This is a genomic window from Verrucomicrobiia bacterium (assembly GCA_019634625.1).
In the GTDB taxonomy this organism is placed as follows: domain Bacteria; phylum Verrucomicrobiota; class Verrucomicrobiia; order Limisphaerales; family CAIMTB01; genus CAIMTB01.
Window position 1 is genome coordinate 38519 of sequence record JAHCBA010000026.1, and the last position, 14260, is coordinate 52778.

The window sequence follows — 14260 nt, forward strand, 5'->3', positions numbered from 1 at the left end:
TTTAGGGGAGAATGACGGTCACCCGGCCTACCGTGCGGGTCAGGGTTGGTCTTGTTCCGGCGAACGACGGACGCTTCTCTTCCTCCTCGTCGTCGGCCCGGGCGGCGGCGTTGCGTGCCGAGTCGTCGCCCGCAAGGCTCTGGCTCGCGGCGGCCGCGGCTGTGCCCTGCCCGAATCCCACCTGCGAGGAGGAAACGTCGCCGCTGGCCGCGACATTCTGGGAGAGCAGCGCGGCATCCACCGAGGTGCCGCTGGCACTGACACTCCCCACGCCGATGATGGTGCCCGAGACGCTGCCGCCCGCGCCGACGTTCACATCGCCCTGCGCGAGCGCGGTCACATTCACGTTTTGCTGGGCGCTCAAGTCGATGTTCTCCCGCGCGAACACCAGTCCCTGGATGTCGCCCGTGGCCTCCAGCTTCACGGTGCCGCCGATCACCCCGGACCCGCTGGCGTTGATGCTGCCCTCGTGGATCACGTTTCCATCCGCATCCCGTGTTCCCGCCACCAGAGTCACCGTACCGGCAGAAGCGCCCAACCCGTTGAGAGGGATCTGCACCACGCCGCCCGCGCTGGCAATGATGTCGCCGCGCGGCGTCTCCACCAGGATGTTGCCGACGTCGTTCACTGAGGCTGGGAAGCCCGGATCCTGGGACACGGGAAAACTGGTGGCTAAAATGCCGCTGCCGGGAATCGTCGGGGCGTAGGAACGGATGGCCCGCGTCTCGGGATCGACGAAGATCTTCTCGACGGTGGCCGCCCCGGTGCCACCGGTGCCGGCGTCGATGTTTCCTTCCAGCGAGCGCACCAGGACATTGCCGCCGTCATAGGCCGCGATGCGGGAGCCGTTCACGTTGATGTTTCCCCGCGCGATCACCGTCACGTCGCTCGGGTCCACCGTGAAGATGCCTCGTGCCGCCGCGTCACTGACCGTGAAATCACGGGAGCCGACATTGACCTCGCCTTCCGCCAGCACGGTGATGTCGCCCCCGTTCACCGACGAGATCTTGCTGGAGAACATGTCGAGGTCGCCCGCCAGCGTCACGTTGATGTCCGCACCGCGCGTGAACAGTTGGGCGAGGGCGGAATTCGCGCGCGGCCCCTGCGACACGATGCCGACCGTGGCGCCGAGATCGAGATTCTGCGCCCGGATGTCGAACGCGCCGCCTCCGCCCAGACGGTAGCCGGTGTCGGGATTGAGCGGCACATCCTGACTGGCAGCAAACAACTGATGAAGGACCGTCGCCGGAAGAAACGCCGCGCTCTGCGTGGCCGGCTCGCCGTCCGGCAGGATGACCGGGATGCCGTCGGCATCGAACACGCGCACGGTCAGGTTCAACAAGGCCTGCAACTGCGCGCCGGTCATGCGGCCCTGAAAAGTCAGCGCTTGAGTCGCGGTGTCGTAGAAGAAGCGGTTCTCCACCCCCGCTGCGCCACCGGTCAGCGGCGGATAGACGAGGTCCAGCACCGGGTCGAACAAGGTAAAGTTCGGAGCCGCCTCGGAGAGGATGGTGGTGAACTCGTTTCGGTTGAGAATGTCCCCTCCGACATGGATGAACGTCACGTCATCGGCGCGCAGGTTCTGCCCTTCGAACCGGCTGTTGACCATGTTGCCGCCGACCGTGATCTCCGCGCGCTTCGCCGATCCCAGCAGAATGCCCCGTACGTCTCCGGCGATCGCGAGCCGCACCGGTTCGCCGTTATTGAGATGGACGGGCGTTGCGGCATGGTCCGCGATGCCGAAATCGCCGAAAGCACGATACTGAATGCGTTCGCTGTCCGACAAAACGAGTTGGGTAAGCCCGCTGGACTTGGTGCCGACGAGCGAGCCGCCGTCCGTGGTGACGATGTCGAGCCCGCCCAATGGCGAAGGGAACAACAGGACATCGTTGCCGAGCACCACGCCGCCCGCGCCGGCCAGGATCGTCAGGGTGCCCGGATAGATGGGAGGCATGCCCTGTGAGAAAGCGTCGTTGAACCTGGGCAGACCGGTACCGCGCAACTGGACCGAATTGCCGGCGCTCAGGTGAGCGTAGGCCCCTGGGGCGTAATCGAAACGATGCCGGTTGGGCGACGTGCTGGCACCGAGGTTGTTGTACAACCCGTTTGGATTGCGCACCTCCTGGAGAAGAAGGTCGCGTCCGGCGGTAACCGTCCATCCGCCATCGATCAGACTCAACGCCAGCAGGCGCGAGGCGATTCCGGCATCGCGCACGGCCGTGATTTCACCCGAGCCATTCCGCACGACATAATGGCCGCTCACATCCCGGCCCGCCGAGATCGTTACATTACCCGGCTGGGCGCCGAAAGCACCGCTGCCGGCATTGGGCTGAGTACCCCCCGCGGCCGGCAGGAAACTCATGACGTCCAGCCCGGCGACGAGCGAGAGATCGCCGCCGGCGGCCGTGCCGATGCCGCCCAGATTGGGGTGAACAGTGTAGCCGGTGGGCTGGAATTGAAAGCCGTTGGCCTTGGTGCCGGTGTTGATGCTGCCCGCCAGCGCCTCGACCGCGATCGATCCCCCTGCAGTGGTGCGGACATGACCCGCCGCCACGGTGACGTTGTTGCCCGCGCGCAATTGAATGTCGCCGTCCCGGGTGTCGAGGAAGCCCGTGCCGGCAAAGACAATGTTCCCCGATCCGGACGTCACCGCGCCTTGGCCCGCGGCAAAATTGCGGCCCGCCTCCAGGGTCACCGACCAGTTGTCGCCGGCCAGGATGCCCGCGCCATCGGCAATGGAGATGTCGTTGCCCGCCTCCAGCTTGAGCCGGCTGCCGGACTCGCTCGAACCGGTGGAGACCGCCAGATCCCAGAACGTCCCGGCCGCGAGCGTGATGTTCCGCAACGCCTGCAAGGTGATCTGCGAAAACCCGAGGAACGACGAGTTCACGTCCAGGTTCAACGTGCCGTCGGCGGGAGGATCGCCCGCACCCACCGAGCCCGAACCGGCGCTGCCGCTGCCAGAGCTGCCGATCACGATATCCAACGGGTCGATCAGGAGTTGCCCACCCCGATGACCGGCGGCGGCGCGGGCATCGATTTCCGAACGGATCGCGTGCATGTGGGGCGCGGAAACCTCAATGAACCCACCGTCACCGCCCTGCCTTCCCCCTGTGACTCGAATCGTCGAACCGGCCGCATCGGCATACGAACCCTCCGACTTGATGACGATCCCGCCGCCGGAACCGTCACCCTCACCTCCGTGGGCGGAGAGCTTCGAAGTCTGGCCGAGCGCGATGGCATCGCTGGCGAACAATTCGATGATGCCGTTGCGCTCGCGCACCGAATTCGCCTGAACCAACCCTTCCTGATTCACCACCCGTGCGTGCAACGCGATGGTGCCCGCATCGGCGATCAGGCGTCCGGAGTTGTCCACCGAACCGGATGGCAGCGCCACCGCCGCGCTCAGGCCACGTCCGTCCGGACGCTCGCTCAACAGCACTTCCTGACCGGCCAGCAAGCCGATGTTCCCGCCCGGAGCGGAGATCGTTCCGTGATTCTGAATCTGTTCTGCGATCAAGAAGGCCGGACCGCCGTTGCCGACATTCAACTGGCCATAATTGATGATGCTCGCGGATGGCGGGGCACCGTTGAACTGCCAGAAGAGGCCCGCGCCGGATTCGACCGGCGTGACCGGCGCCGTCGAAACCACCAGCCCCGCCGCGCTCACGAACGAGTCTGGTCCGAAGTGGAAGCCCGCCTGGTTCATCAGCACCACGGTGCCGTTGGCCTCGAGGCTGCCGTGAATCTGCGACGGGTTCCGATCGTGAATCCGGTTCCAGACCACCGATGATGCGGAGGGCTGGATGAATCGCGTCGTCTCGCCGGCGCCGATGTTGAACGACTGCCAGTTAATGACGGCGTTGTGAGACGCCGTGACGTTAAGCTGGGCTCCGTTGACCGAAACGTTCGCGGTGCCGCTCTGGACGCTCGGCCCGTTCGGATTGCCCAGCGCCGACCAGGGAGAGAACATCACTCCCGCCGCACCGAGACACAGCCAGCGCGCAGCCGGCGTGAGTCGCCCCGCACCAGCCAACATCCGGGCGCGGAACCGTTCGGGGAAAAGTCGCTTGAAGATTTTCCGCTTCATCAGAATTGGCCTCCGAGGGAGAAGTAGGCGCGCGGCCCATTGACCGATGTGTTGATCGATTCCAGCAGTGGCCAACCCACGACGATGCGCAGGTCCACCGTGTTGTTCACGTTGGCGGAGACTCCGAAGCCCGTGCCCCAGAGCTGGAGGCGCGAGTCCGACACCGCACCGGGGTGGAGCAGATAGCCCTCCCCGTAGTCCATGAAAACGGAACCCCGCACCCACACCGGCCAGTCCCCGGACCAGCCGGGCGCGTGCGTGTTGAGGAAGGGTGTGCGCAACTCCACGCTTCCCAGCCAGCCGGAGTCACCATACTGGTCCCCCTCGTAGTAACCGCGCACACTGTTGACACCCCCCAACGCAAACTGCTCGTTGCCGATCAATGGCCCCGTCGCGGCCTGGCCGCTGGCACGCAGCAGCAGCGACCAGTCTTTGAACACCCGTTGGTCCCGCGCGAGCGCCAGCACGGCCCTGCCATACAGGGCACGGGCCCGGGGAGAATAGGAGAGCGCGGAGAAACTGCCGTCCCCACCCATGAAGTTGCCGCTGAAGCCGACGCTGGCCGAGAAGGTTCCCCCCGCGTCGCTTCGAGAGAAGTCGCCGCCAACGAACAGCGGCAGGTACTCCACGTCGTTGCGCCGGACCGGCTGCGGAGAGGCGACCCGGCTTTCGATCGTCTGCGATCCCTGCGCGTTGGTCACCACGGTGGTGATGATGAAATTGTTCGTGTTGAAACTCTCCAGCGAATAGCGCTTCCAGTCGGGTCCGAAGGAGTAACTGAACCGTCGCCGCTCATCCAATGTTTGCGGGACGCTCAGACGCGCTCCGACCCCCTCGTTCAACGAGATGTTCTGCCCGCTGTCCTGCGAGACGATCGTCAGCAACGGCGTCTGCGAGACGATGGTGGCGGGGCCAAGCTGAACTCCGGTGTCGCTCGACGAGGCGCTGCCAAACACCGTCAGGTCGGACCGCGATCCCGGCGGCGGCAGGCGGAACTGGCGCGTGGCCTCGTCGTAACCGAAGGCCCCCGAACGACCGATCCGGTCCTCGATGGACTCGGCCGCCCCAAAAGGCAGCCGGTAGTAGGCGCCGTAGTTGGCGATGAGCGGGCGGTTGAACAGGTAATCCGAAACGGCGCCCCTTTCCTTGTAGGCTTCGGGTGTGAACCCATAGGACAGCCCGACCTGATGCTCCCTCTGCCAGAGGTTGTTATACTGCGCGGAGGCGTTGATGCGCCAATCGGGGGTGCCGGGCGTGGAGTGATTGTTGAGATCCACGCGGCCGTGCAGCGGCAGACGGTCTTTCACCCGCAACGTCAGCGCGCTGGTGCCCGGCTCGGGGCCGGGGCCTATGGTCGGATAAATCTGGCGGTCTCGGTTCTGGTTCGCGAGATCGAGTTCGCGCTGAAAGATCAAACTGTTGAGATGGGTGTTGGTGCGGAGACTCGGCAGCGCCCGCATCACATTGTCTTTGCTGAAATGCCTGTTGCCCAGCACCTGGATGTCCGCCAGCACCCCTTCGGTGACCTGGACTTTCACGGTGGCGTCCGTCAGTTGCTGCTGGGGCAGGCTGACGGAGACGGTGGCATAGCCGCGCTCGCGGTAGGCCAGTTGCAGTTCGCCCAAGGCGGCCTGAATTTGACTCAGGCTGACTTCGGAGCCGACGGCGGCGGCCAGGATTCCCTCGATGGTTTCCGGGCGGAGCAGCGTGTTGCCCGCCACCTCGTAGCGGCGCACTTCAAAGACCGGACCATCGGCCGGAGTTTCCTCCACCGTGGCGGCCAGTTGTGTCCGGTCACGATCCGGCTCGGGCGTCAGCCCCTCGTCGATCCAAATGGCCACGGTGCCGTCGGTGAGGAGTTGCTGCCGCAATTGCACCGCCACCCGCGTGTAACCACGCTGCCGGTAGGCCTCGCGCAGGCGGTGCAGGGCGTCCTGCAAAGTCTCCACACTGGTGTTCGGTCCGGCCGCCGGGCCGAGAATGCGGTCAATCTCCTCCACCGGCAGCAGGGTGTTGCCGCGGACCTCGAAATGCCGCACGTCATAGGCCGGGGCCGTCCAGGCCGGCACAGTCGAGGGATCGATTGCCTCGGCTGGCTCCGGGCCCCGTTGGGACGGTCCTTCCACCCCTTCCACCACCCGCAACCGCACCACCCCGTCCGTCATTGCCTGCCGCGGAAGCTGCACCGCCGCGCCGGCATAACCTCGATCGCGATAGGCCTGTTGAAGCTTCGCCAGCGTCCGGCGGATCAACGGCACACTCACCGCCGGCCCGACGGCCTCGGCCATGATCTGGTCGATTCTCCTCTGATCCAGCACCGTGCTGCCGCTGACCTCGTAGCGTCGCACTTCAAAGGTGGGCACGGCGGCACGCGCACCGGCTGGGTCGGCCGCCCCCTCCGGCGCGGGCTGCGCCCAGACCAGGCCACCACCCAGCAACAGGGCCAGGAAAGTGTGGAGTGAGGGTCGCAAACGCATGATGCTCAGAGAATCGCCGGGGTTTTTCCCAATGCCCGGCGCGAGGGGCCGCCCCGCGCCGGGTCTTCGGGTGGATGGTGGTTATTCGAGCGGAGCCACCGGGGCACCATCCGCCTGGCGCTCCACGCGGAGGCGGCTGGACGGAATGGTGGAGAAAGAGGTCTCCAGCTCGTTTTCGATCGCGGCAACCAGCGCGCCGAGGAAGCTGCGGACATTCTGTGAAGCCGTGGTCCGGTTCAGCAGATGCTCGTACACCCAGAGGCTGTACTGGCCGTTGATGATCGGGGAGTAGTCATTGCTGGTGTTGTTGAACGTGCCGGCGAAAGACTTGAAGCCGTCGTAGGCGATCACATTCTGACCGGCGTTCAGCAGGTTGTAGGAATCGGCCGAGATCAGATAGCTGATGGCCGGCTGGGCACTTGTGGCCAGAGCTTGGGCGATTTGATTGGGGTTGCGGCCGGGAATAAAGGTCGGTGCCTGACCCACATCGACGACGTAATTGCCGCTGCCCTCGGGGTCCAGGCGGTATGAGATCGGTTCTCCGTTGAAACCGGCATTGAGGAACAATGTCACGCGCTGGCCGGCCGTCGGATCTCGGTTCACGAAATAGACGGTCTGTGTGTCTGCCGGATTGCCGGTCAGAAACGAGGCGGGCACGGACCCGTTGGCCGCCAGCGTCCGAATCTGGTGCGCCGTGATGTTGGTGATGCCGGCCGGGGCGGAAGTGCTCTTGACCAGATGGATGGGGGTGGCGCCAAACAACCGGTCCTCCAACACGGGCTCGGTGAACTCCGTGGCCTGCTGGAAGATCGAGGAAAAAGCGATGTCCGATTGGAGGAGCACCTGGGTCACATCTCCCTGCGTGGAGGAGGCCAGGAAGGAGACGTTGCGGTTCTGCGTCAAGTCCTGCACGCCCGCGACCGCGCCGTTGTAAAAGGCTCGCACGGTGACCGCTTGCTGACCGAACAACTGCGGGATGGTTCCGGTCCACGTCGCCTTGAGTGCGGCGGATTTGTTCACGGTCACGGGCACATTGAACTGGTCGCTTGTGTTCTCGGACGCGAGATTGGCACCGTAGAGCGCACGAATGGCGTGGTAGGCGGTGTCACGGAAGGCGACGGCGCCGGAGATGTTGATTTCCACCTGCGCCTGCGCGCCGGGGGCGGCGAGCAACAGGCCCGCCGCAAGGAATCCAGAGTTTTTCGAGATTTTCATTTTTGTAAGTCAGGAAAGGTTTTCTGTCTTGGTCGGTACTGAGCGATCAATGGTCTTCAAGTGGCTGACAGGCCGTCTTTACGGTTGTGCTTCGATGATGAAGAAGCGGATGGCATCCGTACTGGTGTCCTGGAGGGTCTTCTCCGTGCCGTCACCGCGGACGCTGGCGCCGGCCGTCCATGTCGAGACGGGCGAGGTCAGCCCGTCCGCACCGGTGGTGCGCAACACGTAGGTGACCCCATTGACCGTGAGAAATGTCAGTGTGGTCACTCCCTCCGCGTGGCTGATGCCGGTGATTCTCGGGGTGGGAACCGCGACCGTCGTGTTGAACGTCAAGGTGCCGTCGGCCTTCAACTCAAAGAAGCCCAGATAACGGGCGGGGGCGTTGAGGGTGCCGCCGCTCGTGGTTCCGGGCTCCACTTCGTACAAGTCCGAGCGTGACACGTTGGACGGGTTGCCTGCGAAGTCATCCGGCGTCCGATTCTCCACATTGCCCTGGAATTGGTTGGCGTAATTGCCGCCGGGTCCGATGGGATCGCTGAGGTTGAAGTTCTGGAACGCGCCTGTCAGCGGAACGATCACCCCGGTCGCGGTGTTGTCCGGACCCGCCGCCAGCAGGTCGTTGCCGGCATAGTCCGCGCGGACACCGATGGCATCCACCTGGGCGCCCGTGTTGCCCTGCAGGGAGGTGCCGCGCCGCAGCCAGGGCGCGCTTTGCTGCGACAGGTCGGCGCGGGGCCGCGCGATCCAGAGCGTCTGAGGCGGGTGCTCTGGGAAGGTCACCGGCAACCGATTCACACCGGCCACGGACCAGCGCACGCCGTTGAGATCCGGAAACGCCAGGACGAGCTGCGCCGCCGAGAGGCTGTCGATGTTCACGACCGTGCCGGGTGGCAGGTTGTTGTAGTTTGTGGCCTGGCCGAGGTTCACCGCGAAGTCCGCGGGGCTGCCGGTCTTGCGGAAGAGCAGCACCAGATCGCCTTTGGCGTACTGGAAGGTCTGCGCCTGCAGCGCGGCATTGAACAGGACAAGCCCGCCCGCCACCGCCATCAGGGCGCGGTGGATCGTGTAGGGTCGGGAGGTTTTCATTATGTGTTGTCGATGGGTCGTGTTGGGCCGAAGCGGAACGACGAGTCCTTCCGCTCCGACCGTCTCCTGCGGGTGCATCCGGTGGTCCGGTCGGCTCCCGATGTGGACGATCAGTTTTCGGTTGGGCCTCCCGTTGCCGGGTAGGCGAGAATGTTGGAACCGCTCACGCACAGGGTCGGACAGGATCAAAAGGCCAGTTGGATGCGGGTCATCAGCGCGTTCTCATCCTGTCGCGTCACGGTGGCGGGCGGGAGATAGGTGCTCGGGTCCACCACGCTGGCGGGCGCGCCGCCTCCCTCGAACGACGTGTGCGTGAAGCTGGTCAGCACCCGCAGATTTCGATTCAGCCACCAGTTGACGCCCACGGACCATGAAGTGGCCGCGCTCGCGGAGTTGGCCGGATTGGAGAAGCCCTGAAAGGCCCCGTCGTCGATGTCGAGCTGCCCGAAGCGACCGACCAACTGCCACGCGCCCCAGCCGCCCCCCTGCGGGGAGAACGGACGGTTCGGCACGATGCCGCCGAAGGAGGCCGGTTCACCGGTCAACATCCATTGCGCGGCGACCTGCCAGGCGTGGTGCTCCAAATCCGCCGAGCGGAAGGTCGTGCTGTTGTAAACAGCATGCTTGGAGATGGCGTACTCACCGATCAGTCCGAAGGGCCCGACGCGATACTCCAGTTGCGGCGAAACCCGCCAGAAGGCGCCGTCCCCGACCACCGGCCCCGCCAGCGGGTTGTAGGCGAAGAACTGCTGCCCCGCCGGGGTCGTGTAACCGGACACCCGGCCTCCGCGCGAGGACGGCAGGCCGAGTGCATTCGAACTGACCTGGCTGTAGCTGCCGCCGACTCCGAAGCCGAGATCCTTCAACCACTTGTTCCCGGAGGAAAGGAACGGACGAAGAAACAGGCGCCCGGCGTATTCCCGATCGTCGCCGAAGTCCGCGTTCTCGGGATTGCGGCCGTCCCCGGCGACGTTGAAGACGCCCGCCGCGTACTCCACCCGCCCGTCGGCCAGCTTGCCGGACAACTGCACGCCCACGTTGCGCAGCGGCACGAGCGCGGAGGGCAGCCCGCGCTCGTTGAATCCCAGCGCTGAGAGGATGTGCAACTGCTCCAGCCCCACCGGCCCCTTGAATTTGCCCGCGGTGAGCGCCAGTTCCGGACGGAGCTCATAGGCCACGTAGGCATCGAAGATCTGCGCACCGCCGCCGCCGAAGTCCGGCTGGATGCGGTAGGCGATGTTGCGGAACATCGTGCCTTCAAGGATCGGCCGCGCCCGGCGCAGGAGAAACGTGTCGTTGCCCTCGTTCCACTCGTCGTCGTTGAAGAAGGTGCGCGAGTCCAGTTGCACCAGCCCGGCCATTCGGACGGTGAAGTTCGTGTCGGCCGAGCGGAAGGAAATCCCCTGTTCACCAATGGACAACTCCGGCAGCGCGCGGGCCCGCGCTTCCGCCGCCTCGGCGTCCAGCTCGCGCCGGCGCTCGGCGACCAGGATCCTTTGCTCCAGCTCCCCTACGGTGGGCCCATCGTCCGGCGGGAGGATGATTTCCGGCAGCAACCGGCCGGCCTGTAACGCGCCCACCTCGCCCTCCAGTTGAGCAATCCGTTGGGTGAACCGGCGCGCCTGCTCCTCCTGCGCGGCCCGGGCTCTCCCCTCTTCCTCCCGGGCCGATTCCGCAGCACGAGTCTGGCCCGCCTCCCGCTGTTCCAGTTGTTCCAGCCGGCTCAACAGTCGCCTCACCGTCTCGGATTGTTCCGCCCGAACGGCGGCCAGTTGGTTGGTGAGCGCGACGAGTTGCTCCGCCGCCCGCGCCTGCTCGTCCCGCAAACGCACCGCCTCGGCCTGGAGTTCCTGATTGGGCTGCGGTCCGCACCCGGCCGTCAGCAAGAAGACCGTTACTCCGGTCAGAGCAAGCCAGCGGGAGACGTTTATTCCTTGGGTGGTGGTCATAAACATTCGGCGACTGCAAATCCTCGAGTCGTCGCCGTTCAGGCCATCGGGCTCACCGCGCTGCTGCCCACCCATGGGAACCGACCCTCAACGGGTACCAAGCCAATGCGAAAATCTACACTTTGGCTATGGAGTTGTGGTACAAATCGATTTGGATCGACCCACGAATTGCCCATGGTTACGGCATCCTCGGATGGGAATGATTGGCTGGTTTTCAAATTTTTTTGGGATTATCCGATTCTCCGCGTCCCGACAGGTCCTGCCGACGCTCTATACTCTATTCACCTATCGAGATGATAGACTTCTTGAAGACGACGTTACCCAATGCGAAGGCGGTGGCAGCCCTTCTTTCCGCGGAAGTCCGCGCACCTGCGGATTTGTCAGATCCCCTGTCCGATGGCCATCAGATACCGGAACTCCAGAAGGATGGTCCGCAGCGCAGCCGCGGCGGCTTCGACTTGAAGATGAACCGGAGCCCGGCCCGGGGTCTCGAAGGTGATCTCGAACGGCCGTGGCCGAAGTCCCGGCACCGCCCGAAGAATCCCGTGGTAGCCCTCCGTGATGATCCCCCGCCGGGCGGGAAAACCGTCGATCGCTCCACGGACATTCCGGGGAAGATGCACCTCCGCGGCCCGCAGCGCCGGTTCCAGCAGGTGCTCGGACAGCACCTCGCCATTCACGAAGCCATAGAGTCCGTCGCTGGTGTCGTCCGAGTGGAGGGTCACCAACCCGTGAAAGGCATGGGTCCAGATCTCCGTCTCGATCGCCCGGACCTCCATCTCCAGGGAGCCTCTCCAGAACTCACGGTTGAGATCCTTCCCGCTCCGGGAATGGCGCGTGCCCTGGACGAAGCCGGACGGGTTGCACACAGGGTAGAAGTATAAGGCATAGCCCCGGGCCAGATCCGGGTCCGCCTCCAGCAGCGAGGCCAAACGGCACACGGCCAGCGCACCCTCCGGTTCGTCGCCATGAATCGTCGCGAAAATCCCCAATCGCAGATAGTCCCCCCCGCCCCGCGGCCCGAGCATGAAATAGCGCGGCATCACCTCGCTCCCATCCGAGCTCGCCCCCAGGGGCTTTCTGAAAAGATGGTCGGAATTTCGGGCGATCTCGTCGAGGGGCGCCAGAAGCCGGCTCACGGACCGCCGCGCCGGGGTGTCCGGCAGCGCCGGCGTATCGAATTGTGGATGGACTGCAGGACTGGTTTTCATGGACGACGATGACGTTCGTAAATGCTGTCGAAAATCCCTCCGCTCCCGAAATGGGTGGCGTTCACCTTGGACCACGGGCCAAGAGCATCCTCCACGCGGAACAACTCCATCTCGCCGAAGGACGCCGCGTGCCGCTGCCGCACACCGGCATCCGACGGCCGGTAGAAATGTCGGGCCATGATCTCCTGGGCCGGTTCGGAGAACAGGTATTCCAGGTATGCGCGTGCCAGCCGCTCCGTTCCCTTTCGCGCAACGACTCCTTCAACAAGGGCCACCGGCATCTCGGCAAGGACGCTGGTGCACGGCCGCACCATGTCCACCCGGGCACCTCCCAACTCCCGCAGAGTCAGGTGGACTTCCGCCTCGAAGGTGAGCAGCACATCGCCGATCTCCCTTTGAACGAATGTCGCCGTGGCACCCCGTCCGCCTGTGTCCAGGATCGGAACATTGGCAAAGATCCGGGCCACGAAGTCCCGCGCTCCCGCTTCGTCCAGACCGAGGCGCCGAAGCGCATGCGCGTAGGCCGCCAGGTAGCTGTACCTCCCGTTGCCTGAAGTCTTCGGATTGGGAACGATCACCTGGAGCCCCGCCCGCGCCAGGTCGTCCCAATCCCGGATGCCCCTGGGATTCCCCTTTCGGACCAGAAACACGATGGTCGAGGCGTACGGCACGCTGCCGTGAGGCCATCGGTTCCGCCAATCCGCCGAGATCAGTCCACCCCGGTCCACCAGGGCCTCTACATCCGTGATTTGATTCAGGGTGACGACGTCCGCGCGCAAGCCGTCGAGGACCGCCCTCGCCTGACGGGTCGATCCCCCGTGGGACTGTCTCACCGCCACACGGCGACCCGTCGTCTGCGCATGATGAGCGACAAACGACCGGTTGATCTCCTCGTAGAGCTCCCTGGAAATGTCGAACGATACATTCAGGATCTCCCGCGGTTCGGCGGCGGAGGCCCAGAACCCCCAGGACGCCGCCACCAGCCCCGCGCACCATCGCCGCGCTTTTCTGTGGATGTTCATGCGTGCGGATGGATGACCGATGGCCCGCCTGATCCCTGCCTCACCGCCGAAAGATGCGGTCGAAGGTGCCCCCATCGGCGAAGTGAACCGCATGGGCCTTCTCCCAACCCCCAAACGCGCCATCGACCGTGACCATCTCCACTTCCGCGAACTTTTCCGGGAGTGCGTCCAGCACCTCCTGCCGCCGCGGCCGGTAGAAGTGCCGGGCCGCCAGCGTCTGCCCTTCGACCGAATACAGGTACTCGAGGTAGGCCCGCGCCACGGCCTCGCTCCCTTTCCGCTGAACATTCCGGTCCACCCACGCCACCGAAGGTTCGGCAAGAATGCTCAGGGACGGCACGACGATCTCGAACTTGTCCGCCCCGTACTCCTTCCGCGCCAGGAACGCCTCGTTCTCCCAACTGATGAACACATCACCAATCTCCCGCTGGACGAAGGTCGTCGTCGCGCTGCGCGCCCCGGTGTCCAGCACCGGCGCGTTCCGGTACAGTTGCGCCACATAGTCCCGCACCCGCGCGTCGTCCCCCTTGAATTCCCGCTCGGCCCACGCCCACGCGGCCAGGTAGTTCCACCGCGCCCCCCCCGAGGTCTTCGGATTCGGCGTGACCACCGTCACTCCCTGCCGCACCAGATCGCCCCAGTCCCGGATGCCTTTCGGATTCCCGGTCCGCACCAGAAAGACAATTGTCGAGGTGTAGGGCGCGCTGTTGTCCGGCAGCCGCTTCTGCCAGTCCCGCGGCAGAAGCCGCGCCCGCTGCGCGATGCTGTCGATGTCGTGCGCCAGCGCCAGGGTCACCACGTCCGCCCGCAACCCATCCATCACCGACCGCGCCTGCCGGCCGGAACCGCCGTGGGATTGCTGTACGGTCACCCGGTCCCCGGTCCGCCCCGCCCAATGCTTCGCGAACGCCTCGTTGAATTCCTGGTAGAACTCCCGAGTGGGATCGTACGAGACGTTCAGCAACGTGATGTCCCGGGCGACAACCCCGGCGGTCGTGTGGAGGATCGCCAGCAGGAACAGGACCTGCCAGCGTCGTGGATTGCGATTCGTCGGATTCATGAATTCAGCATCGTCAAGGTTCCGTAGGACAGGGTCAACCGGCCTCATCCACCGCCCATGGAACCGGGTGCATCCCGGAGTCGTGGGGAGAGGTGCGAACTTCGCGAGGCGTTGCCTCCTCATCGAAATCTCGTGGATGCACTGCGC

8 protein-coding genes are annotated in these 14260 nt (G+C 65.0%); all 8 read right to left on the minus strand.

Annotated features, from left to right (window positions below):
• Position 1: 1 nt before the first annotated feature.
• The 8 genes from KF833_15385 to KF833_15420 all read right to left on the minus strand — a co-directional run bounded on the left by KF833_15385 (position 2) and on the right by KF833_15420 (position 14113).
• Entirely contained in the window at positions 2-4090 is a 4089-nt protein-coding gene (locus KF833_15385) for a filamentous hemagglutinin N-terminal domain-containing protein (GenBank protein ID MBX3746690.1), read from the minus strand.
• Positions 4090-6567 (minus strand): BamA/TamA family outer membrane protein, encoded by a 2478-nt coding sequence (locus KF833_15390; GenBank protein MBX3746691.1) that lies wholly within the window; start codon positions 6565-6567, stop codon positions 4090-4092. The genes KF833_15385 and KF833_15390 overlap by 1 nt, the downstream gene beginning before the upstream one ends.
• An 81-nt stretch (positions 6568-6648) precedes the next feature.
• Positions 6649-7782 carry a hypothetical protein gene (locus KF833_15395; protein MBX3746692.1) on the minus strand — a complete coding sequence of 378 codons (1134 nt, stop codon included), beginning with the start codon at positions 7780-7782 and terminating at the stop codon, positions 6649-6651.
• Between the two features lie 78 nt (positions 7783-7860).
• Positions 7861-8871, minus strand: a complete 1011-nt coding sequence (locus KF833_15400) for a hypothetical protein (GenBank protein MBX3746693.1) — start codon at positions 8869-8871, stop codon at positions 7861-7863.
• Positions 8872-9056: 185 nt separating this feature from the next.
• The gene (locus tag KF833_15405; protein MBX3746694.1) at positions 9057-10820 is read right to left on the minus strand and encodes a porin; all 1764 of its coding nucleotides are present in this window, start codon (positions 10818-10820) and stop codon (positions 9057-9059) included.
• A gap of 380 nt (positions 10821-11200) precedes the next feature.
• Positions 11201-12031 carry a succinylglutamate desuccinylase/aspartoacylase family protein gene (locus KF833_15410; GenBank protein MBX3746695.1) on the minus strand — a complete coding sequence of 277 codons (831 nt, stop codon included), beginning with the start codon at positions 12029-12031 and terminating at the stop codon, positions 11201-11203.
• Positions 12028-13053, minus strand: a complete 1026-nt coding sequence (locus KF833_15415; GenBank protein ID MBX3746696.1) for a sulfate ABC transporter substrate-binding protein — start codon at positions 13051-13053, stop codon at positions 12028-12030. Before KF833_15415 ends, KF833_15410 begins: the two co-directional genes overlap by 4 nt.
• A gap of 40 nt (positions 13054-13093) precedes the next feature.
• Positions 13094-14113 carry a sulfate ABC transporter substrate-binding protein gene (locus KF833_15420; GenBank protein ID MBX3746697.1) on the minus strand — a complete coding sequence of 340 codons (1020 nt, stop codon included), beginning with the start codon at positions 14111-14113 and terminating at the stop codon, positions 13094-13096.
• Between the last annotated feature and the right edge of the window lie 147 nt (positions 14114-14260).